The sequence below is a fragment of the Frankia sp. CcI49 genome, from assembly GCF_001983215.1.
Lineage (GTDB): Bacteria > Actinomycetota > Actinomycetes > Frankiales > Frankiaceae > Parafrankia > Parafrankia irregularis.
This window is the reverse complement of the sequence record NZ_MOWP01000009.1, coordinates 149,531-172,146: the sequence shown is the minus strand read 5'-3', so window position 1 is coordinate 172,146 and position 22,616 is coordinate 149,531. Positions and strand designations below refer to the sequence as shown.

The window sequence follows — 22,616 nt, the reverse complement described above, 5'->3', positions numbered from 1 at the left end:
TCCGGGAGATCTGCGGCTCGCTCGGGCTGTCGGGGAGCCACTCGGGCCACCGGGGAGCCACTCGGGCCACCGGGGAGCCGCTCGGGCTACCGGGGAGCGGCGGCCAGGGGCGGGCTACCCGTTGGGTGGCTGTGCCGGCGCCGGAACCGGTCGGTGCCGGTGCGGACGGCCTGGGTCACGTTGGGCAGCAGGACGGAGGCGACGAGCAGCGCGCCGACGACGATGTTGAGGGCCTCGTTGGAGACGTCCGACAGGCGCAGTGCGTTCTGGAGCGAGGCGAGCAGGACCACCCCGCCCAGCACACCCGGCAGCGTTCCGCGCCCGCCGAAGATGGAGACCCCGCCGAGCAGGACCGCCGCGACGACCGCCAGCTCCAGCCCCGAGCCGTTGTCGGCCCGTGCGCTGGAGTAGCGCAGCGTCCACAGCACACCGGCGAGGCCGGCGACCGCGCCGGTGGCGACGTACAGCCAGAACTTCAGCATCGGGATGCGGACGCCGGCGAACCGGGCTGCCTGCTCCCCCGCACCGGCGGCGAACGTCCAGCGGCCGATCGGGGTCGCGTGCAGGAGCACGCCGAAGACCACAGCAAGTGCCACGATGGTGATCGCGACGTTGGGTATCGACGTGCCGTCGATGGTCCCGGTGACCCACGAGGTGTAGCTCGACGGGAAGTCCGCGACCGCGGTGTCACCGAGCACCACGAACGCGAGGCCCCGGTAGAGGGCGAGCGTGCCGATGGTGACGGCCAGCGACGGCAGCCCGAGCGCGGTGACGAACAGGCCGTTCACCGCCCCGAGCGCCGCGCCCAGCAGCACGCACAGCGGGATGATCGTCTCGATGGTCAGGCCCTGGTTCCACAGGTAGCCCATCACCGCGCTGCTCAGGCCGAGCACGCTGGCCACCGACAGGTCGATCTCCCCGGTGGCGATGACGAAGGTCATGGGCAGTGCGATCAGCACGATCGGCAGCAGGTCGAGGACCAGGAAGGTGAAGTTCCGCGACGACCCGAAGTTGTCGACGAACACCGAGGCGAGCACGATGACGAGCGCCGCGAGCGCGATCACCGCCACGTCCCAGCTGGCGAGCCGGGCGAGCACCGCCGCCACCGGACGCACCGGGCCGCCCGGACGCACCGCACGTTCCGCACGTTCCGGCGCGCCGGGCCGCCCGGGCGCGGAGGCGCCAGCGGACACAGGCACGTCGGCGGACACGTCAGCGGACATTCGAGCCCTCCTTCTTCAGCGCCGCCGCGACCCGCAGGGCGATCAGCCGGTCGATCCCGATGGCGAGCAGGATCAGCGCCCCGACGATGGCCTGCTGCCAGAACTGGTTGATGTTGAGGACGGCGAGCGCGCTGCTGATCGTGGTCAGCAGGAGCGCGCCCAGCGCGGCGCCCCAGACGGTGCCGACGCCACCGGCGACGGCGACACCGCCGACGACCGCCGCGGCCACCACGTTCAGCTCGTAACCGTTGCCGGCGGAGGCGTCGATCGTGCCGAACCGGGCGGCGAACAGGACTCCGGCGAGCCCGGCCAGGGTGCCGCTGACGACGAAGGCGCCGAGCAGCCGCCGGCCGACCGGGATGCCGGCCAGCCGTGCCCCCGGCGGCGAGGAGCCCATCGCGTAGAGCTGCCGGCCGACCGGGTAGTTCCGCAGGACCACACCGACGACCACCATCACGATCAGCGCGATGACGACGAGGTACGGCACACCGAGCAGGCTCGCCGTCCCCAGCTTCAGGAACCCGCCGGGCAGCTCGTCGGCGTAGATCTGCTCGCCGTCGGCCCACAGGTAGGCGACACCGCGGAACATGTACAGCGTGCCGAGGGTGACGACCAGCGCCGGGACGTTGCCGAACCGGACGAGCAGCCCGTTGACGACGCCGCAGCAGGCACCGACCGCCATCCCGAGCAGGAGCGCGAGCACGACCGGCAGCCCGGGATGGTCGGAGAGCACCGTCCCGGCCGCGTAGGCGGACAGGCCCAGGATGGACCCGACCGACAGGTCGACGCTTCGGGTGATCATGACCACCGTCTGGCCGACGGCGAGCACGGCCACGATCGCCGCACCGAGCAGGATGTCCCGGATGCTCTGGGAGTGCACGAACGCCGGGCGCACCCCGGCCGTCACCGCGACCAGCACGGCGAGCGCGAAGACAATGCTGATCTCCCGGGCGGTCAGCACCCTGCGCAGCGCCGACCGCCGGGCGGCGGTCCGCCCGATCCGCGGATGAATGTCCTGCATGGTGGTCACCGCGAAACCTCCAGCTCCGGTGCCGGTCCCGATGTCGCCGTCGCTGCCGTCGCTGCCGTCGCCGCTGTGGCCGCTGTGGCCGCCGGCTGCAGCCCCTGGCCGACCGCGGCGAACATCACCGACTCCTCGGTGGCCTCGTCTCGGTCGAGCTCCCGTACCAGGCGGCCCTCGCGCATGACCAGCACCCGGTCGGCCAGGCTGAGCACCTCGGGCAGTTCGGAGGAGACCACGACGACGGCCACACCGTCGGTGGCAAGCCCGGTGATCAGCCGGTGGACCTCGGCCTTGGTCCCGACGTCGATACCGCGGGTGGGCTCGTCGATGATCAGCACCCGGGGCATCGTCGCGAGCCACTTGGCGAGCACGACCTTCTGCTGGTTGCCGCCGGAGAGCGTCGACACCGCGTCACTGAGCCGGTGGTACTTGGTCTGCAGCCGGGTGGTCCACTCCTCGGCCGAACGCCGCTCGGCTCCGCCGAGCAGCAGGCCCACCCGGGCCAGCGAGCCGGCCCGCGGCAGGGTGACGTTGCGCTGGATGGAGGCGTCCATGACCAGCCCCTGCAGGCGGCGGTCCTCCGGGACGAGCGCGAGGCCGGCGGCCATCGCGGCCCGCGGCGAGTTCGCCCGCAGCCGCTGACCACCCACCCGGACGGTGCCGCGATCGCGGCGGTCGACACCGAAGACGGCCTGCACCACCTCGGACCGGCCCGAACCGACCAGACCGGCGAGCGCCACGATCTCCCCCGACCGGACGGTGAACGACACGTCCTCGAAGACGCCGTCCCGGCCGAGCCCCTCCACCTGCAGCATGACCTCGCCGGGGGCCGCGGTCCGCTGTGGGTGCAGGGCCGACAGGTCGCGGCCGACCATGCGCCGCACGATCTCGTCGACGTCGAGGTCGGCCATCAGATCGGTGGAGACGTGCTGGCCGTCGCGCATCACCGTCACCCGCGCGCACAGTGCGGTGATCTCCTCGAAGCGGTGCGAGATGAAGACGATGGCCGTCCCCTGCTCCAGCAGTGACCGGGCTACCGCGAACAGGCGCTCGACCTCGACGCTGGTCAGCGCGGCGGTCGGCTCGTCCATCACCAGCACGCGGGTGTCCATCGACAACGCCTTGGCGATCTCGACGATCTGCTGGTCCGCGATCGAGAGCCCGCGCGCCGGCCGGGCCGGGTCGATCTCGACGCCGAGGCGGGCGAACAGATCGGCGGCGGTGCGCGCGGCCCGGTGGCGGTCGATCATCCCGAACCGGCCGCGCGGCGGACGGGTCATGGCGATGTTCTCGGCGACCGAGAGGTCCGGGAACAGCGTCGGCTCCTGGTAGATGACCGCGATCCCGGCGGCCCTCGCGTCAGCCGGTGACCGCAGGTCGAGCGGCTGCCCGGCCAGGTCGATCGAACCGGTGTCGGGGCGGTGCACGCCCGCGAGCATCTTGACGATCGTCGACTTGCCGGCCCCGTTCTCACCGACCAGGGCGTGCGCCTCGCCGGCGTAGACCGGGATGGACACGTCGCGGACAGCCGCGACCGCGCCGAACGACTTGCTGACGTTGTGGACGTGCAGCAACGGACCCGTCGAGTCGGGAGGCATCTTTCCCCCGGTTAGTGAAAGGTTTCAAAGTGGTTGCTGCAAGCTAGCTGTAGTGCTAGATCTGTGTCAAGCGTCATACAAGGTCGGTTAGCTGGTAGCTTTGTGGTGCTTATAGCCATCTGCCGTTTACCTTCCGTGGCATCGTCCGGCCTCCGACGGCGGAGCGATGGACTTGGGACGGTTCACGCCGACTGGTATGTTTTGCACGTTTCAAGGAGGATGTCGTGGCGGACGAAGAGCCGACGCCGGTTGACCCGGCGGCCCCGGCGCGCCCCGCCGCCCGGCGCGCCCCCGGCGTCAAGGACGTCGCGGCGGCCGCGGAGGTCTCGCTCGGCACCGTCTCCAACGTCCTGAACCGGCCGCAGCTGGTCAGCCCGCGAACGCGGCAGAAGGTCGAGCAGGCCATGGCCGACCTCGGCTTCGTCCGCAACGAGTCCGCCCGGCAGCTGCGCGCCGGCCACAGCCGCAGCCTGGCCTACGTGATGCTCGACGCGGCGAACCCGTTCTTCACCGACGTCGCCACCGGCATCGAGGAGGTCGCCGCGGCGGCCGACCTGGTGGTCTTCCTCTGCAACAGCGGCGAGGACGCCGGCCGCGAGGCGCGCCACCTCGATCATCTGCAGCAGCACCGCGTGCACGGCATCCTGATCACTCCGGTGAACGCGGCCGACGAACGGCTGAGCCGCCTCCAGGAGCAGGGCACCCCGGTGGTCCTCGTGGACCGCACCGCCGGGGCCTTCCACGGCTGTTCGGTCTTCGTGGACGACGTCCTCGGCGGCGAGCTCGCCGTGGCCCATCTGATCGAGCACGGCCACGAGCGGATCGCCTTCGTCGGCGGGCCGGGCACGCTCAGCCAGGTGCGCCAACGCCGCGCCGGCGCACTGCGCGCGCTGGAGAACGCGGGCCTGCCGCCCGACCGCCTGATCGACCTGTCCACCAGCGCGCTCACCGTCGCCGAAGGCCGCGGCGCGGCCGAGCGGCTGGCCGGGCTGCCGGCGCAGCGCCGGCCCACCGCCGCCTTCTGCGCGAACGACCTCGTCGCGCTCGGCCTGCTCCAGATGTGCGTCCGGCTCGGCATCGCGGTGCCCGACGACTGCGCCATCGTCGGGTACGACGACATCGACTTCGCCGCCGCGGCGACGGTTCCGCTGACCTCGGTACGCCAGCCGCGCCGGCTGCTCGGCTCCACCGCCGCCGAGTTGCTGCTCGACGAGGCGAACAACCCTCGGCATCAGCACCAGCAGGTGCAGTTCACCCCGGAACTGGTCGCCCGCGCGTCAACACTCGGTTATCCGGCGCAGCCGCGCACGAGCGCGAGCACGAGCACGAAGAATCCCGACGCCCTGGCAGTCTGAGCCGCGACGCGCGTCCGGCATGGCACCGGCCGGGGCGGCGTCAGGCCAGGGCGGCGTCAGGCCGGGGACTGCTGCGGGTGCGGGACGGATGGGCAGGTGGGCCGGTGGGCGTCGATCCAGGCGTCCACCACGGCCCACTGCAGGGTGAGCCAGTCCGTCCGTTCCGCACGGGCGGTCGGCAGCCTGCCGGCCGGGAACCACCACCAGCGCATCGTCATGGGTGTCGCCAGGGGCAGGGCCCGCCAGAGAAGCCCCGGGCTGACCAGACCGTCCAGGCCCGTGTGGGCGACCACCACCGTCCCAGCAACGGTGCCCGGGTCCAGCGCGGCGAGCACTCCGGCCGAGCGCGGCGGGAGCACATGGGTGAGGTTCTCCGCCACCTCGGCCCGCACGCTCTGCCCGCGCCGGCGCAGGCCCGCGATCACGCGGCGGCGACGCCGGACGGTGAAGTTCGCCCCCTCAGGGAAGATCACCAGGGCATCGCCGGCGGTCAGCCCGCCCGCCAGGGTGTTGATCCGGGCCACCGCGGTGGCGTCGGCGCCGTCGGCCCCGGCCCGCAGGAAACAGGCGCCGAGCCGGCCGAGCAGGATGTCTATCCCCGGATCGAGCTGGAGCGTGCCGAGCAGGACGACCCGCGGCGTGCGCCGGTAACGGTTGGCGACCAGATCGATGAGCGCGAACGAGTCGCCGGCGCCGGCATGCCTGCTGGCGACCAGCACGGGTCGACCGGCGCAGTCGAACGACCCCGCGGGCGGCTCCTGCACCGCCAGCCGGAACCGCATCAGCCGGCCCGCGGCCGCCATGAGAAACGCCAGCGTCGCACGCAGCAACGCGAGATTGGCCTGCTCCCACCGCGTGCGCAGCAGTGGACGAACCAGCCATAACCCGAATCCGATGATGATCACGACCATCTCGGCGACCAGGTAGACCGCGGCGAGCGCGGCGGCCCGGCTCAGCCGCAGCCGCCGGTCCAGCGGCACGCCGGCCAGGCCCAGCACCGTGACGGCGGCACCGAGCATTGCTCCCACGACGGCGAACAGGACGAACAGGGGGTCGATGAGAAGGCGGCGCACAGCGCGCGGCGGCACCCTCACCTCGCGCTCACCTCGCGCTCTTCGCGTTCACCTCGCGCCGGCTCGGCGGCAGCCTGGGGCCGGCCGACCGGCGCGGGCCGTTCGAGGTAGGCGGCGGTGGCCTCGCGGGCCCGTTCGATCCGGCGACGGACACCGGAAGCCGACCGGTAGCGCAGTCCGAGCAGCGGTGCCCCGTTCCCGTCACCGACCGGCAGGACGTGCACCGTCACCCCCGCCGGCAGGTTGGCCATCGCATCGGCGAAGCCGCGGCGCCGGGCGATCTCAAAGGCGACCAGCCCCGCCTCCCACGGCCAACGGCCTGGCCGCAGTGGCCGCTCGATCCTTCCGACGTGCAGCACGTACACCGTGCGCGCGCCAAGGGACACCGCCCGGCCCACCGGCGTGCTGTCGATCAGACCCCCGTCTACGTAGTGCTCGTCATCGATCCGCACCGGCGGCAGCAGCGCGGGCACGGCACAGGAGGCCAGTACCGCATCGACCAGCGGCCCGGCACCGAACCAGTGCGCCGCCGCCCGTTCGATGCTCGCGGCCACGCATTGGAAGCGCACCGGCAGCTCCTCGAACGTGGCGGGTAGCTGCTGGCGCAGCAGCAGCCGCAGCGGGGCGTTCGAGTGCAGGTAGCCATGCTGGACGACCGTGGCCAGACGCTTCGCCGGACCGCCCGCGAAGATTTCCGAGCTGCCCAGGTCCGACCACAGCTCGGTCAGTCGATCGAGCGCGCCGACCGTCGGGTCGGCGGCGACCGCGGCGCCGTTGATGGCACCGACCGACGTCCCGACGAGCAGATCGGGCCGGCATCCGGCCTCCAGCAGCGCCCGGAGCATGCCGACCTCCGCGGCGCCGAGCATCCCGCCGCCGCCGAGCACGAAGGCGACCGGGCCCGCTGCGGCCGCCGACGGACCCGCTGCGGCCGCGGGCAGAATGGTCGTCACCGAACGCTGCTACCCACGCGATCGCACGGCGAATCCAGAAACCACTTCGGGCCAGGCGTCAGGCTCCCCTGCCGTAGCGGTCCCGCTGTGGCGCCGGACGGCACGCCATCCACCGCAGCCGCGCGAGGGTGCAGCGGGCCGGGGTGGCGAACATGGTCACCGCCCGCATGACGGACGGCTCCACGGCGCGGATCGGCTGCGTCCACCGGACGGTGACGAAACCGAGCAGGCCGCCTTCGTCCGGCATGGGAATCACCATCGCGGAGCCGATCTTCAGCCGATCCACCCGCTCGTTCGGGATAAGGGGGGTACCCGCGGGATCCGGGACGAACAGCGGGGCCCGCAGCTGCGACAGCGCGCGCAGCGCCGCCTCGTCGTCGGGCGTGGCCCGGGCCCCCACCTTCGTCATCGGCTCGGTCCCCGGTGCGACCGACCAGCCGGCCGCCTCGAACACGGTCGCGCCCGGAATCTTCGCCATCATCACTCCGACCGCGTCCGCGCCGACGAGGGCACGTATGACGTCGGCTATCAGGGTGGCCGCGGCGGGCAGGTCGTCGGGATGCCAGAACTGGTCGAGGCGTTCCAGCCCGCTCGCGGCCTGCTCGCCCATCATCCGGTCCCGGCGCGCCTCGCACAGCCGCATCGTCTGGGCGGCGAGGTTGCCCAGCGCATGCCGCTGGCCGGGGGCCAGCTGGCGAGGCATCCGGTCGGCGACGCACAGCGCACCCAGCACATGCCCGTCGGATGTCCGTAGCGGCGCCGCGGCGAAGAAGCGCACCGGAGCGGTCGGATCGGATTCGACCAGGTGCGCGAAACGCACATCTCGTGCCGCGTCGGCGATCTCCAGGTATTCGCCGGACGAGACCGCATGGGCCACCACACCCGACCGGCCGGGAATGCTGGAGATCTGCCGGCCATGACTCGATTTGAACCACTCCCGGTCGGCGTCGACGAACACCACATGGGCGTTGGCGCAGTCCGCGATCTGGGCGGCGAGCACGACCACCTCGTCGAACTCGGGCTCCGCGGGCGTGTCCAGGATGTGATAGCGCCGCAGCGCCGCCAGCCGGGAGTCCTCATCGGCCGGGACGGGCGCGGGGAGACCACCCAGTGCCCAGCGGTCCTGGAGGCGCGGTGTGACGCCGCGGGCCGCCGCGTGTTCGTCACCGGTATCCGTCCTGGCTGCCGAGGTGGCCCGGGCTGGCTTCCCGTTCGGCGAGACCTGCCCGTTCCGGGAGGCCGGCCCGTTCCGGGAGGCCGGCCCGTTCCAGGAGGTCTGCCCGTTCCGGGGGGTCTGCGCGGTCGGGGATGCCCGCCGGTCTGGGCTGTCCGGCCCAGGCCCCGCGGCCGGAGCCGAACGACTGCCGGCGGCGAGCAGTGGGGTCAGCTCCCGCGCGGGCAACGGCACCGACACCGCGTAGCCCTGCAGGACGTCACAGCCGAGCTCGGTGAGGATCCGCTCGCTCGACTCGTCCTCGATGCCCTCGCCGACCACGCGCAGGCCGAGGCGGTGCCCCAGGTCGACCACCGACCGCACGATCGCCATGTCCGGGAGGCTGCCCTGGGCGTCCACGACGAAGCTTCGGTCGATCTTGATCTCGTCGAAGGTCAGCGCCTTGAGGATCTCCATGGAGTTGTAGCCGGTCCCGAAATCGTCCATCGACAGCTTCACGCCGGAGACCCGCAGCTCGCTGAGCATCGCGGCGGCCCGGGCCGGCTGGGAGACCAGCGCGTTCTCGGTGATCTCAAGCGTGAGCACGTCAGGGGGGAGGTCGTAGGCAGCCAGCCGCCCGGCGACCACCTTCGGGAGCGCGTCGACGACCAGTAGCCGGGGCGACAGGTTCGCCGAGACGGCCACCGGTATCCCCTCCGCCCGCCAGCGCGCGCACTGGTGCAACGCCTCGTCGAGCTCCCACCAGGTCAGCTCGACGATCAGCGAGGAACGTTCGGCCATCGGCAGGAACGATCCGGGCGGAAGCAGCCCACGGGACGGATGGCGCCAGCGCATCAGCGCCTCGACCCCGACGATCTGCCCGGTCGCCGCCTGCGCCATCGGCTGGTAGAAGAGCTCCAGCTCGCCCTGGTCGATCGCGGAACGCAGCTCGGCGTGCAGCGCGAGCTCCCAGGGCCGCACCGCGGCCATCCCGGTCGTCCACACCCCGACCCGTTCGCCGCTGCGCCTGGCGTCGGCGAGCGCGGCGTCCGCGCACGACAGCAGCTCGATGACCCGCTTCCCGCAGGCGGGCGCCGACGTGAGACCCGCCGTCGCCTCCACCTCGACATCCACACCGCCGATCCGCAACCGGCCGTCGAGTTGCCGCAGGACGTCCCGGCCGAGGTCGGCGAGCGCCGGATCGGCTGTCTCCGGCCCGGGTGACGCCCAGCCGGCCCCGGCCGCCCCGGGCGGAGCCGGCTCACCGGGCAGCAGCAGTGCGAACTTGTCCCCGCCCAGCCGGGCGGTGAGCAGCGGCGGTGGCCTGACCAGGCGGAGCCAGCGGCCGAACGTCCGCAGGACGTCGTCACCCGCCTCGTAGCCGAACGCGGTGTTGATCTCCTTGAAGTGGTCGAGGTCGACGACCATCAGCACGGTCTGGCATCCCGCCGCTGATCTCCCGGCGATGAGCGGATCAGCCGCCTGGATCAGCCCGGGGCGGCTCGCCAGCGCCGTCAGGGAGTCGGTGAAGGTGCGGGTGCGCCCCCACCGGAAGGACCCGTGGGCCAGCGGTCCGGCGGCCAGCACCCCCAGGACACTGCCGACCGCGGCGAGCGGGTACTCCGTGAGACGCCCTTGCACGCTGAAAACACCCAGAACGAGGGCCGTCATGACGATGCTCTGCGCCATGACGACACCGAGCCGGTTCCACGCGAGCCCGGCCTGGCCGCCCGCCCATGGGAACCAGAACAGCAGGGTGATGGCCAGCTCGTCGGATCCCGCCATGGCCAGCATGACCGCCACCACGGAGGTCATCCCGACGCACGAGGCCAGGGTCAGCCGCCGGAGCCACCACGCCGGCGCGACGCACGTCGCGGCCACGGTGACTGCCCCGAGGCTGGCCGCCGCCAGGGCGCCGGGTCGCAGGTAGTTCGGGGAGCCGGGCATGACCGCCAGCAACAGCAGGAAGATCGACCCGATCAGCGGCGGACCGACGAAGAAGGCGCGATCGCCGGCGGCCCTGTCAGGAACCGCGCCGTGAGTCCACAGCCAAGCCACACACCCCCTCTACCCGGCACCGGCCTGGTAGAGCACGCCACCCCGCACCCCTTCAACAACCCGTACCGACGCCATTCGAACACGAAGCGCGATCGTCAGACCTGCGCGCTTTCTCCGGACCGGGCATCGTGGGAGGCCAGGTATCGAAGGAGGCAAGCCCTTGGAAGACGGGGGCATCACGACCCGATCAGACCGAACACCGCGGATGGGCGACTCGCGCAGAGCCGGCTCGAACAGAGCCGATTCACACAGAGCTGACGCCGCGGGAGGTGCGAGTGCCGTCGCCGGCACTCAGGTCCGGCCGGTCGCCGAGCGGACCTTCCGTGTTCTGTTTGTGCCGGTCCTGACGTTGCTCGCGCTGTCGGTCGCGGGCCAGCTGGCGCTGTCCGGCCAGCCTCGTCTGATCGCGCAGGCGGCCACCATCCTCCCCTGCAGCGTGCTGACGACGTCCTTGGCGATCATCGGAATCGTGCGCACCCGGGGGGGTGGACCGGCGCTGGCGGCTGCTCGTCGCGGCCGGCCCGCTGTCCTCGATTCCCGCCGCCGTCGAGTGGACGATCCAGTACTCCTCCGGCAATCCGATGACGCTCAAGTTCACGCCGATCGAAGCCCTGTTCCTGCTCGCCCCGATTCTCACGACCGTCGGCCTGATCTGCATGCCGGCGGCGCCGGTGGCCGACGGCCGGCCGACCCGGGCACCTCCACAGCACGCCACCCGCTGGACCCCGCGCTACTCCCACACGATCATCACCCTGGACAGTCTCCTGATCGTCCTGTCGATGCTCCTGATCGCCTGGTACGCCCAGCTGCGGGACCTCACCCGCACGGTGGTCAGCGGGACGTCGTTCGTCATCGCCGTCGCCTTCGTCCTCACCGCGGCGATGATGCTGGTCGTCCTGATCCTGGTGGCCGCGTTCCGCCAGCCGCACAACGGCCGCGCGCTCGCCCTGCTCGCCGGCGGCATCATCGCGACCGCGGTCTCCGAGACGGCGCTGGTCCGGCTCAGCCTGCCCGGCGAGGTCGACGTGCGGGCAACCGTGCAGCAGTGGATCGGTGCCGCTGCCGGCCCGCTCCTGGTCGCCTTCGCCATGATCGCCCCCGAGCGGGCGCCCGCGCAGCCCCCGCTGCGGGGCAGTGGGACAGCGCCGACCAGTCGCCGCCGCCGGCGACCCGAGATCCGCCCCTGGCTGCACGCCTACCTGCCCTACCTGCCGCTCAGCCTCGCCGCCTCCCTCGTACTGGCGACGGCTCTGCGCGACGGTGCGCTACGCGACCTCCCGCTGTACCTGGCGATCGGACTCGCCGCGCTGGTCAGCCTCCGGCAGATCGTCAGCGTCACCGAGAACCGCCGGCTCGTCGCCGACGTGAAGCTGGCGCACCATCGCCTCCAGTACCAGGCGGACCACGACGGACTGACCGGGCTCGCCAACCGCGCCCTGTTCACCCGGGAACTCGAACACGCGGTCGCCACCCATCAGGACCACGGCCGGCCGGTGGTCGTCCTCTTCTGCGACATCGACCATTTCAAGACCGTCAACGACACCCACGGCCACCACGCCGGCGACCAGCTCCTGCGTACGGTCGCGGCCCGGCTGCACACCGCCGTGCGCCAGGACGACCTCGCCGCCCGCCTCGGCGGTGACGAGTTCGCCGTCCTGCTCGCCGACTCCGGCCCCGACCCCGACACCAGCCCGCGCGTCGCCGGCGAGCAGTGCGCACGGCGCATCAAGGCGGCCATGGCCAAACCGGTGGCACTCTCGGGCCACACCGCGCAGATCCAGATCAGCATCGGCCTCGCCCTGGCCGACGGCCAGCCCACCAGCGCCGAACATATCCTGCATCAGGCTGACACCGCGATGTACCACTCGAAGCGCCGTCGCAAGGAGAAGAACGGAAGCTCCCGGTCGGTGCACCCTGGTTAGGGACGTCCCGGTCGCATCCCCTCAGCACGCCCTCCGCAGGTACGCCCTCGCCGGGCGCCGCCTTCACCTCCGCGGGCGCACGTGGACATCCACGTAGTTCTACGGATGCGGGTCATCGGCCTTCTCATCGAAGCTGACCGGGAATCCAGGAGATCTTAAGGAATAGCCAAGCCTCGCTGCCGGCCCAGGCTCTTCCCTCAGGTCGACGGATGCGCAGAGTCGTCGCACAGTCGCGCGTCTCTACCACCAGCCAGCGCTTTGGGAGGCAAGTTGATGAAAATCAGCGGATTATGGTCGGGCCGCCGTCGAGGTAGGCGCCTGATGGTCACCATCGGCGCGATGTGCACCCCGCTTCTGCTCCTCGTGGCTGCCCCCTCCGCATCCGCCACCATGGCGCCGGTATCGCTGCCGATCGACGAGGCCGCGCACCCTGACACCACCATGGAGTGGTGGTACTTCACCGGCCACCTCCAGGGCACCGACGTCTTCGGCAAGAAGCACGAGTACGGGTTCGAGGTCACCCACATCCGCCTCGACGCGCTCGCGACCGAGCCGGTGGCAGCCGCCTACAACGGGCACCTCGCGATCAGCGACATCACCCGTGGCACGTTCACGCAGAACATGTCAATGGTGGGCCTGCAGCCGGACGTCGTGCCCAGCGGCGGCGGTTTCAACAACACCGTCGGCACGACGCACATGGACGGCAAGAACGGTGTGAACCACCTCTTCGCCGGCTTCTCGGACCTCAGCTACTCGTCGATCAACCTCACGCTGACGCAGTCCACCCCGACCGCGTTGCACGGTGACGCCGGGGTGATTCCCTACGGCCCGTTCGGCGAGTCGGCGTATTACTCGCAGACCAACCTGAAGGTCAAGGGGACGCTGTGGGACCACGGCGTGCTGGTAAACGTGACAGGTATCGCCTGGCAGGACCACCAGTGGGGCGACTTCGCCCCCGGCACCGGCGGCTGGGACTGGTTCGCCATCCAGCTCTCGAACAACACGCAGTACATGCTGTACTTCATCAAGGACGAGAACGAGCAGATCGTCGAGACGGTCGGCACCCTCGTCAAGGCCGACGGCAGCACCGTCAAGCTCAACCCGACCCAGGTCAGTGAGACCCCGTTGGGCACCTGGACCAGCCCACACACGGGGTACACCTACGACYCGAAGTGGACCGTCACCGTACCCGGCGGGACGCTGACCATCACGCCCAAGCTTCTTGACCAGGAGCTGTCGATCTCGGGTCTGTCGAACGGGTCGTACTGGGAAGGCGCGTCCAGCGTCACCGGCACCATCAACGGCCAGGCCGTCACCGGCCAGTCGTACGTGGAGCTGACGCCGACCTACACCATGTTCCAGCGCGGCTTCGTCTTCGATCTGATCAGGGACGCGCTCGGCCTGTAGTCGCCGAGCAGCCGGGGCGGGGACACGAACCAGGCCGGACCGACCGTCACGGTCCGGCCGTCACGGACCCCCGCCCCGGCACATCGCGCTCATGTGCCGTCGACATCGAGAATGATCGTCTGCGGGCCGACGTTCACGCTTTCGACCAGCATGTGGGCGCGGAAACGACCCGTCTCGACCCGGGCGCCCAAGGCGCGCAGCCTCTCGACGACGGCCATGACCAACGGCTCGGCGATCTGCGCCGGCGCGGCGTCCTGCCAGCCTGGACGCCGGCCGCGGCTGGTGTCCGCGTAGAGAGTGAACTGGCTGACGACCAGTACGGGCGCGTCGATCTGCGCGGCCGACCGTCCGCCATCCAGAATCCGCAGATTGTGGATTCTGCTCGCGAGCTTCTCGGCGGTTGCCGTGGCATCGGTGTGGGTGACGCCAACCAGAACCAGCAGGCCGTTCTCCACCGAGCCGACGACATCTCCGTCGACGGTGACCGACGCGCGGCTGACCGTCTGCACCACCGCCCGCATGACCTTCAGTCTGACATGTCCGCACCGAGGACCTCGTTGGCGAAACGAGTGTTGGCGGACAGCCCTTCGAACGGCGGGCTCGCGGCATCCTCGGTGGCCAGCAGATCGGGCTGATCCCCGAAGCGCAGCGGCGACACCGGATCGGTCGGCTCGGCGCCGGCCCCGACCGCGGCCAGTGCACCACCAGGCGCTCTTCCCACCGGGCCACGCGCACGAGTGATGCGCCCGCCGGCGAAACCCGCCCCGAGCCCCGCGGCCAGCAGCAGGGCTGACCGGACCCGTCCGGTCCGACGGCCCAGGTCACTCCGATGGTTGACGTCACTCCGGCCGCCGAGGTCACTCCGACGATCCGGGTCACTCCGACGGCCCTGGTCACAGGGCCTCCGCGGCCCAAAAGCCATCATCGGCGGAACCTCCCACGTCGCGGCCCGGCGTCCTGCACCTGACGCAGGTCTGTTCGGAAGTCCCCGGGCGTAAACGCAGCCCACGGGAGACCGCCGACCAGCAGCCCGATCGCCCTGACCTGCCCCGATGGGATACCCCACGCCCCGGTCTGGTCGATATAGTCCGCGAACTTCGAACTGACAGTTCTGCGACCAGCACCACCAGGTGGGGGGCTTCCTGTGCACACGCCGCGTACCGCCGCGCCAGGAGAGGGGCACGACGCCCCTAGTCGTGCCGTCGGCACCGGCCCGTCTCGGGGCCGACGGCGAGGATTACGCACGTCGGTGACTGCCACCGCGCTCGCGGTGACAGTGATGGTCGCAGGCGCCTGCACGGGCAGCGGAGCGGACAAGAACGGCGGTGGCACCGCATCGGCGTGCACGTCACCGGGGGTGACCCAGGAGGCCGTCAAGGTCGGGGTCCTTTACCCGGACACCGGGCCTTTCTCGTCGTCATTCCAGGGATTTCGCGGCGGGATCACGGCCCGCTTCGCACTCGAGAACTCCCGCGGCGGGGTCCACGGCCGCGAGATCAGCACCATCTGGGCGGATGACCAGGCGTCCGCGGACAGCAACCGCACCGAGGCCCAGCGACTCGTCGAGGGGGAACAGGTCTTCTCCGTCGTGGAGGCGTCGGTAGCCGAGGGCAGCTCAGCCCAGTACCTGGAAGAACAGGGCGTGCCGGTCACCGGGGTCGGGCCCTCCGTCGCCTGGACCCAGCACCGGAACATGTTCACCTGGAGCTCGCTGCTGAGCCAGGGCGCGGTGACCAGCGCGTGGGGCCAGATCGCCCACAACCTGGGTGGCACCCGGGCGGCGGTGCTCGCGGTGGTGGGAGTTCCCTCGTCCCAGGAACTGGCCACCACCATCGCCGCCAGCATGCAGCGGGAGGGCATCCAGACCGTCTACCAGAATCTCCAGCTCGACCCGCTCCTGAGCATGACCACGTTGGCCAGGGCCATCGCCAGCAGCAAGGCCGACATCGTTACCGGTGTCATCACCCCTGAGATCTGGGCCGGGCTCGCACCGGCGCTCAGGGCACAGGGCGCGCAGATCACCGTCCCGCTGTTCCCCAACGGGTACGACAAGGAGACCCTGCGGTCCGGCGGCAGCGCGTACGCGGGCATGTACGTCGCGCAGGTGACCGCGCCGTTCGAGCTGCAGCTGCCCGCCCACCAGGAGTTCTACGCGGCGCTCACGCAGTACGCCCCCGAGGTCTCCACGCAGCAGGGCCAGCTGGCGCTCAACGGATGGCTGGCAGCCGACCTGATGCTGCGCGGCCTGAACGCGGCCGGTGCCTGCCCGACCCGGGACGGCTTCATCGGCGCGCTGCGCTCGGTCCTGCAGTACGACGCGGGCGGCCTGGTGCGCCCGGCCGCGAACCTGACCGACTACACACTGCCGAGCGCCTGTCTGAACCTTGTCCGGGTGGACTCCAGCGGGCAGAACTTCGAGGTCGTCGGAGACGCCCCGATCTGCGGGCAGGTGCAGCCCGTGTCCTGACACCTCCGGTGTCCGCCCGGTCCCTGACCAGTACACACCGGGCGGACAGTCCCTCAGCGGCGCGATAGCCCCCGCGTCGCCCTGGGTAGGCCCGATGGATGGGAAACCCGGCGGGACGGAGGGAGGAACAGTGCGATGGCGCAGGATGGTCGACGACCTGCCGGTCGGCGTCGTGGTGGTCACCCCGCCGGAGGAGCGCATCTCCTATCTCAACAACCGCGCGGTCRCCCTGTTCGACCGGGACCGGCCCGAACTGCTCGGCACCCCGCTGATGTCCCAGCTGTCCTTCGACGAGTGGGACGGGCTGCTCCCTCGCGACCAGCACTCCTCACCGGACCGCCACGCCATGGTGATCCGGCGGCCGGGCGGCTCCGCGGTGCCGGTCGTGATGACCAGACTGGCATCAGGGCCCGGATGCGCTGACTGTGCGTGCTTCCTCCAGGACCGCGCCGACGGCGACCTGCTGCGCGAGCAGGTGCAGACGATCCTCGCCCACAGCCCGGTCAGCTTCGCGTTGCTGGACGCCGCCGGGCGCGTGCTGATCGGCGGCGGCGGTATCGCCCCGGGAGCTGTCGCGGGGCTGGCACAGTCGAGGGTCTCCTCCGTCTTCGAGGTCTTCGCCGACGAGACGGAGCTCATCGAGCTTCTGCGCGACGCGCAGTCCGGCCGCGTCGTCGCACGTACCACCACCGCCGCCGTCGGCGGCCATGTCGACGTCAGTCTCACCCCGTTGCTGGACGCCCAGGGCAAGGTGACCCGGATGGTCGGGGTTGGCGTGGATGTCACGGCCCGCGAGCGGGCCCGCGCCCGACAGGCCGTCGTCGCGCGGTTCGCCCATCAGGCACTTGAGACCGCCGACTCGGCCGCACTGTGGCGCCTGGCGGTACGAACGCTCGCCGGTTCACTGAACGCGCACGTCTCACTGTGGGATGTCGGCGGTACGGCTCCGGTGGCCTGCACGGTGCCCGAACCGGCGTTGGGCCCACCCCCCGGCTGGGCTAGCCTCGTGGCCGCCCACCTCGCCGGAACGAGTGACATCCCCGCGGCCGGCGACATCCGGTACGCGTCCGTCGTCCCAGGCTGGCAGACACTGGTGGCGGGCGCGGGGCAGGGCCGCCGGTCAGCACGGGTCGTCGTGGTGCAGCGGCCCGACACCGACACTGCGACCGACACCGCCGGCGCGCTCGCGGGCGGCGTGAACGACGCCGACAACGAACAGCATGTTYGGGCCATCGCGGACGTCCTGGTCTCCGCCACCGCACGGCTGGCCGCGGAACGCCAGCTGCGGTACCGGTCCCAGCACGACGACCTGACCGGGCTGGCCAACCGCGCAGCGCTCCTCGACCACCTCGGCCAGGCCCTCGACCCCTCCCACGGCCAGGGCCGTTCCGTCGCGGTGATGTTCCTCGACCTCGACGGCTTCAAAAGGATCAATGACGACCACGGCCACAAAGCCGGGGACGCCGTGCTACGCACCGTCGCCAACCGCCTGTCAGCCGCCGTCCGGCCCACCGACCTCGTCGGCCGGCTGGGCGGGGACGAGTTCGCCATCGTCTGCACCGAGGTGCGCGACCGCGGCCAGATCGAGCGGCTGGCCCACCGGGTCATCGCCCGTCTGGGCGAGGCGATCTCGGTGGAGGGCGTCCTCCACACGGTGACCGCCAGCGCGGGAGTCGCCATCTCGGACGCGGGCCGCACCAGTCCGGACCGCCTGCTGAACGCCGCGGATATGTCCATGTACAAGGCCAAGCAGGCCGGGGGCGGGCAATCCGTCACCACCTACCAGGCGTAACCCGACCGGCCTCAGCGCACCCGAGCCGACCGCGGTGCTCCGCGATTTCCGAGTCGTCTACTCTCGCTCAGGTGGCGAAGAAGACGCCGTCGGCCATACCGTCATGGCCGGTCCATGGGCCGCGTTATCCCGGGATCAGGCCCGGCTGGGTGGTCGGCTACGGCACGGACATGGGATCGGCCGTATGGTCGGTCGGCCTCTGCCACGGCGACTGGTCCCAGGGCCCGCGAGTGGTGGTGAACTCGGCGCGGCCCGACCTGGGCGGTGTCAGAGCCGATCATCGGCTCGACGATCCGGTCACTGACGGAACTCTTGAGGCATTCCTCGTCGTCGCGAACAGCCCCGACCAGGACAGCTCCGCGCTCGGCGCCCGCACACTGGAGCACCTCGAGTCCATCGCCGCGAACTCGGTGCACCGTTCGCTGTCCGTCGACGGAGTCGCGCACGACTTCAGGGTTTCGGTGTTTCTCGGCGAGCAGATCGCCGTCGGGCGCCTTCCCGGAAACATCGTCGTCTCCGTCACGGCTCGCGGTGTCGCATTCGACAGCATCGAGCTCGGCGCGGTCGACCTGGCCGAGTACGGGATTGATCCGGCCGGGCCTATGCGGTTCCACCTCGATCACCGGCGGACACCGGCGACCTTCTGAGGCTGTCGCCCCGAGGCTGTAGTCCGCCCGCCGAACCGCGCATCGCCGACACCTGTCGGGATCTCCTGACGCTCCCACCCGCGAAGTCACTACACCCCAGCATCATCCCGCCATCGCGGGCGCACCCGCCGGACCCGGCGAGGCGGTGGATCGAAAAAATACCGTTCGCGCGGCAACCACCGAAACGGAGTCGGGAGAGCGGGGTATCGGCACGATGAGCGCGGGTGAGCGGTGGATGCTGGCCTACGAGTACGAGCCCGGCCGGTCGTGTGTGCCCGTCGGGCTGTCCGTCGAGGTCGGCCGAACACTTGTCGTCGGCCGCGAGGGCGAGCTCAGGCTCGGCGTCGAGGTCCTCAACCGGGGGATCTCCCGAAAGGCGATCGAGGTGACGGCCGCCGAGGACGGCTGGGACATCAACGTGCTCAACCTCAACGGCGCGATGCTGCACCCCTGGGGCCAGGCGCCGCAGCGCATCACCGGGCGCCAGTTCCTGCGCTGGCCGCGACTCGCGATCCGCCTGCTCGGCGGGGCTAAGCGCCAGGGGCCCGACACCAGCGATCCGGCCCATCACTGGCTGCTGCTGGAAGCCGACACCGCAACGGTGACGACCCAGGGCCCGCGGGCCCAACCACCCACGACCACCTGGACCGTCAGCCCCGAGCCTCCGCTGCCGCTGTCCGGCCCGCAGGAGGAGGCGGTGCGGCTGGTCTTCAACGAGCTGTTGCAGTGGCCGCCGCGGCTGCCCGCACAGCCCATGCAGCTCGACGCCGCCGCCCGCCGCCTCGGTATCGGCGAGAGCGCGGTACGGGAACGGCTCCGGCACGTCCACGAGCGGGCGGTACGGCTGGGCCTGCACCGCCGGGTGGGGCTGACCAACCCCGACTACCTCTACGTCCTCGTCCAGGCCGGTTACCTCGCACCGCCCGCGTTCGCGGCCTATCGCCGCCCACCGGCGTGGTTGCGCTGACCGGACACTGCGCCAGCGCAGCCTTTCGGAACGGGCCACGAAAAGGTGTGATCGTAKTGTCCACCGACGGTGGTCCGGAGCCCGCGAGACTCGCTCCGCCTCGGCCGATCGCCCCGGCCTTCCATCAAGGAGTGTTCATGTTCCGCCCCGCGCACCTGGACAGTGCGTCGCATCCCGTCACCTCCGTCTCTGCCTCCGCCCCCGCCTCTGCCTCCGCCGACCGTTCCTGGCTGCGCAGCAGCTTCTGTCAGGGCGCCGCGGACACCTGTGTGGACGTGCAGCTCGGGCCGGGCGGTGTCGGCGTGCGCGACTCGAAGGACCTCGACGGGCCGGTCCTGCGCTTCACTCCCGAGGAATGGGAGGCGTTCCTTCGCGGCGTTCGTAACGGTGAGTTCGAGCTGCCGCTGATCTGAGTCACCTGAGGGCCGGCCGACCCGGCCGGTCGCACAGTTCATCCGGCCACGACCGGCATTTCGTTGAGATCGGTGGACGCATCCGCAATACTGCAGCTTGCAAGTTGCATCTCGCAAGTTGCGCGAGGCTTCCGCCTGGTCGGCAATCTGGCCAACCGCCACCGAGACGTCCGGCCGGACGCAAGGCTCGCCGCCGTCCCACACGGGGAGAGGGACGGCGGCGAGCCCAGGTACCGCCCGGTGGGTCAGCGCAGGCCGCAGGTCAGCGCGGGTCCATGCGGGTACGTGCAGACCGGCACAGCCGGGCGGGTCAGCGCAGCCCGGCGGTCAGCAGCCCGGCGGTCAGCGCAGCCCGGCGGCCCGCGCGGCGATCAGCTCGAGGGAGCGCTCCGGCGTCAGCGCGGCGCTGCGCGCGCCGGCGAGTGCGGTCTGGTAGCCGCCCGCCTCATCAGGGTCATCGATCAAGGTGCTCCGGCTCAGCTGCTCGGCGAAGACGACCGGAGTCATCACGTCCTCCTCGCCGTCGAACTCGAAGATGATGAAACCGACGCCCTCCGCGGCGTGCGTGGCGGCGTCGAACGGCACCACCCGGACGACCACATGCGGGGCCGCGGCACGCGCGAGCAGATGGCGGCACTGGCCAGCCATCACCTCGGCGCCACCGATCACCCGGCACAGCACGGCCTCGTCCAGGACGATGTCCAGCCGCGKGGGCTGTGGACGGTCCAGCAGGTGCTGGCGGCGCAGCCGCAGCGCCAGGCGCCGTTCAACCAGGTCGGCGGTGATCCCCTCCACCGAGGAGATCAGTGCGCGGGCGTACTCGGGGGTCTGCAGCAGGCCGGGCACGATCGACGTGCTGTGCTGGCTGATGGCCGGCGCGCCGTCCTCGAGGCCGAAGAGCGTGGCCGACCCCTCGGGGACGATGTCGGCGAACTCATGCCACCATTCCCGACCTCGGGCCTGGCGCACCAGCTCGATCATCGCCTCGTGGTCGGCCGGCCCGAGCCCGAGCACGTCGGCGATCATTCGCAGGTCGGCGACGCGGACGCCGGTGCGCCCGGTCTCCATCCGACTGATCTTGGCTGGCGAGCACTCCATCCGGCGGGCCATCTCCTCCAGGGTCAGGCCGGCCCGCAGCCGCCGTTCCCGGAGGCTCAGCGCGAGTCGTCTGCGCGCAACGACGGCGTTGGTCGCCATGGCGGCCGCCTCACCTTCCCTGCCCTGGGTCGGTACTCATCCTGACGGATTCAACTCCACCGGGAGGCCGGATGCGCAATTTGCATACGACAAATTGCAGCCTGCCAGGAAGGGTACCGGCGCGGCAACCGTTCGTGACGATACGTCCGCCCGACCCACGGGCGGCGCCCGCCCCACGCGGCCACACCCGACCCACGGCCGCCACCCATCGATGATCCCGCCGCACCGCCGCGCAGCGCCGATATTTCATCCCAAAAAGGGCAAAGACTCACTTGGCGATCCGCAAGAAAGAAGGATTTCGGTCGTTGGAACGACCCAGATCGTTCACCCTTGCGACTCGACAAACCGGGCTACCGGGCAGGGGTTAGTCGAGGAGCTCCTGCAGCAGGCTGGTGGTGCGGCGCAGGGAGGCGACCCGTGCCTCCCGGGTGTCTCCGACCGGGACGATGTTCACCCAGACCTCGGTGGCGCCGGCGCCGATCAGCGCTTCCAACTGCGCACGGACGGAGGCCTCGTCGCCCACGATGGCGGCGTCGCTGGGGGTGTCGGCGCCACCGAGAGCGAGAATGCGCTGGTAGTTCGGCATGCCCGCATACCCGGCCGCGGTCGCGGCGGTCGCCTCCCGGGCCTCGGCCCGGTCATCGTGGACAGCCACAGGCAGGCCCGCGACAACGCGGGGCGCCGGTCGCCCGGCAGCCGAGGCCGCGGCGGACAGCCGGGGCACGATGTGCGTCTCGATGGCCTTCGGCGGGGCCATCCACAGCACCACGCCGTCGGCGTGCTCACCGGCGATTCGCAGCAGGCGCGGCGACAGGGCGGCGAGCAGGACCGGCACCGGATGAGCCAGTGGCGCCATCCGTCCCGCGCTGCGGGTTGACCAGTCCTGCCCCTGGAAGTCGACGTCCTCGCCGCGCAGCAGCGGGCCGAGGATCGTCAGGTACTCCTCGGTGCTGCGCCCCGGATGGTCGTAGGACATCCCGTACGCGTCGCGCACGACCGATTCGTGCGACGGCCCGAGGCCGAGCGTGAAACCGGGCCGGCCCATGGTCGCGACGACCGAGGCGGCCCGGTTTGCCTGCAGCAGCGGATGGCACGGGTAGGTCTGCAGCACGGCGGTGCCCAGCTCGATCCTGGACGTCTCCCGCCCGGCCAGCGCCATCGCGACGAGCGGGTCGCCGGTGACGACGCTGGCGTACCAGAGCGCGTGGAACCCGTCCTGCTCCGCCTGGCGGGCCTGCTTGACGATCTTGTCGGGCGTCGACGCGCCTCCGGTCAGACCGATACGCATGGCTGCCTCCCGGGGCCGGGCCGAGCGCGTTCGCAGGCCCACGGCCTCATCCGAGCCCGCGAGCGTAAGAGAATCACGC

At 71.2% G+C, this 22,616-nt stretch carries 18 protein-coding genes; 8 read left to right on the top strand and 10 right to left on the bottom strand.

What is annotated here, in order from left to right:
- Positions 1–86 precede the first annotated feature (86 nt).
- Genes CcI49_RS09580 through CcI49_RS09570 form a run of 3 tightly spaced genes read right to left on the bottom strand, consistent with a single transcriptional unit; the run spans position 87 to position 3,845 of the window.
- On the bottom strand, positions 87–1,223 hold the full coding sequence (locus CcI49_RS09580) for an ABC transporter permease (protein ID WP_198955481.1): 1,137 nt from the start codon (positions 1,221–1,223) through the stop codon (positions 87–89).
- Positions 1,213–2,244 (bottom strand): ABC transporter permease, encoded by a 1,032-nt coding sequence (locus tag CcI49_RS09575; protein WP_054570987.1) that lies wholly within the window; start codon positions 2,242–2,244, stop codon positions 1,213–1,215. The genes CcI49_RS09580 and CcI49_RS09575 overlap by 11 nt, the downstream gene beginning before the upstream one ends.
- Positions 2,245–2,249: 5 nt before the next feature.
- Positions 2,250–3,845: a sugar ABC transporter ATP-binding protein gene (locus CcI49_RS09570; RefSeq protein WP_076825769.1), complete on the bottom strand. Its 1,596-nt coding sequence runs from the start codon at positions 3,843–3,845 to the stop codon at positions 2,250–2,252.
- 224 nt (positions 3,846–4,069) lie between these two features.
- Between CcI49_RS09570 and CcI49_RS09565 the strand changes: the two genes are divergently transcribed.
- Entirely contained in the window at positions 4,070–5,200 is a 1,131-nt protein-coding gene (locus CcI49_RS09565; RefSeq protein WP_054570794.1) for a LacI family DNA-binding transcriptional regulator, read from the top strand.
- A 56-nt stretch (positions 5,201–5,256) separates the two neighbouring features.
- On the opposite strand, the gene CcI49_RS09560 is transcribed toward CcI49_RS09565, so the two are convergent.
- The 3 genes from CcI49_RS09560 to CcI49_RS09550 are packed head-to-tail and all read right to left on the bottom strand — an operon-like array spanning position 5,257 to position 10,437.
- Complete coding sequence (locus CcI49_RS09560) at positions 5,257–6,294, bottom strand: 1-acyl-sn-glycerol-3-phosphate acyltransferase (protein WP_054570793.1); 1,038 nt, start codon at positions 6,292–6,294, stop codon at positions 5,257–5,259.
- Positions 6,291–7,226: a patatin-like phospholipase family protein gene (locus CcI49_RS09555; protein WP_054570792.1), complete on the bottom strand. Its 936-nt coding sequence runs from the start codon at positions 7,224–7,226 to the stop codon at positions 6,291–6,293. The genes CcI49_RS09560 and CcI49_RS09555 overlap by 4 nt, the downstream gene beginning before the upstream one ends.
- Positions 7,227–7,284: 58 nt before the next feature.
- Positions 7,285–10,437 (bottom strand): EAL domain-containing protein, encoded by a 3,153-nt coding sequence (locus CcI49_RS09550; protein ID WP_076825767.1) that lies wholly within the window; start codon positions 10,435–10,437, stop codon positions 7,285–7,287.
- 485 nt (positions 10,438–10,922) lie between these two features.
- Between CcI49_RS09550 and CcI49_RS09540 the strand changes: the two genes are divergently transcribed.
- Positions 10,923–12,359: a GGDEF domain-containing protein gene (locus tag CcI49_RS09540; RefSeq protein ID WP_076825763.1), complete on the top strand. Its 1,437-nt coding sequence runs from the start codon at positions 10,923–10,925 to the stop codon at positions 12,357–12,359.
- 321 nt (positions 12,360–12,680) lie between these two features.
- Positions 12,681–13,766 (top strand): lipocalin family protein, encoded by a 1,086-nt coding sequence (locus CcI49_RS09535; RefSeq protein ID WP_083749403.1) that lies wholly within the window; start codon positions 12,681–12,683, stop codon positions 13,764–13,766.
- Between the two features lie 89 nt (positions 13,767–13,855).
- On the opposite strand, the gene dtd is transcribed toward CcI49_RS09535, so the two are convergent.
- Positions 13,856–14,287: a D-aminoacyl-tRNA deacylase gene (gene dtd / locus CcI49_RS09530; protein ID WP_054570788.1), complete on the bottom strand. Its 432-nt coding sequence runs from the start codon at positions 14,285–14,287 to the stop codon at positions 13,856–13,858.
- A gap of 5 nt (positions 14,288–14,292) precedes the next feature.
- A complete protein-coding gene (locus tag CcI49_RS09525) occupies positions 14,293–14,487 on the bottom strand; it encodes a hypothetical protein (protein WP_235498408.1) in 195 nt (64 codons plus the stop codon).
- A gap of 528 nt (positions 14,488–15,015) precedes the next feature.
- Here CcI49_RS09525 and CcI49_RS09520 point away from each other — a divergent pair.
- The 5 genes from CcI49_RS09520 (at position 15,016) to CcI49_RS09500 (ending at position 20,052) form a co-directional block, all read left to right on the top strand.
- A complete protein-coding gene (locus tag CcI49_RS09520; protein ID WP_083749402.1) occupies positions 15,016–16,233 on the top strand; it encodes an ABC transporter substrate-binding protein in 1,218 nt (405 codons plus the stop codon).
- Between the two features lie 130 nt (positions 16,234–16,363).
- Positions 16,364–18,025 carry a sensor domain-containing diguanylate cyclase gene (locus CcI49_RS09515; RefSeq protein WP_158230735.1) on the top strand — a complete coding sequence of 554 codons (1,662 nt, stop codon included), beginning with the start codon at positions 16,364–16,366 and terminating at the stop codon, positions 18,023–18,025.
- Positions 18,026–18,195: 170 nt separating this feature from the next.
- On the top strand, positions 18,196–18,672 hold the full coding sequence (locus tag CcI49_RS09510) for a hypothetical protein (protein WP_131831046.1): 477 nt from the start codon (positions 18,196–18,198) through the stop codon (positions 18,670–18,672).
- Between the two features lie 214 nt (positions 18,673–18,886).
- Positions 18,887–19,639: a hypothetical protein gene (locus CcI49_RS09505; RefSeq protein WP_054570784.1), complete on the top strand. Its 753-nt coding sequence runs from the start codon at positions 18,887–18,889 to the stop codon at positions 19,637–19,639.
- A gap of 137 nt (positions 19,640–19,776) precedes the next feature.
- Positions 19,777–20,052 (top strand): DUF397 domain-containing protein, encoded by a 276-nt coding sequence (locus CcI49_RS09500; RefSeq protein WP_083473867.1) that lies wholly within the window; start codon positions 19,777–19,779, stop codon positions 20,050–20,052.
- Between the two features lie 342 nt (positions 20,053–20,394).
- On the opposite strand, the gene CcI49_RS09495 is transcribed toward CcI49_RS09500, so the two are convergent.
- Together CcI49_RS09495 and CcI49_RS09490 are read right to left on the bottom strand one after the other, a co-directional pair.
- The gene (locus CcI49_RS09495) at positions 20,395–21,249 is read right to left on the bottom strand and encodes a helix-turn-helix transcriptional regulator (protein ID WP_076825754.1); all 855 of its coding nucleotides are present in this window, start codon (positions 21,247–21,249) and stop codon (positions 20,395–20,397) included.
- A 364-nt stretch (positions 21,250–21,613) separates the two neighbouring features.
- Positions 21,614–22,537 (bottom strand): TIGR03564 family F420-dependent LLM class oxidoreductase, encoded by a 924-nt coding sequence (locus tag CcI49_RS09490; RefSeq protein WP_054570782.1) that lies wholly within the window; start codon positions 22,535–22,537, stop codon positions 21,614–21,616.
- Between the last annotated feature and the right edge of the window lie 79 nt (positions 22,538–22,616).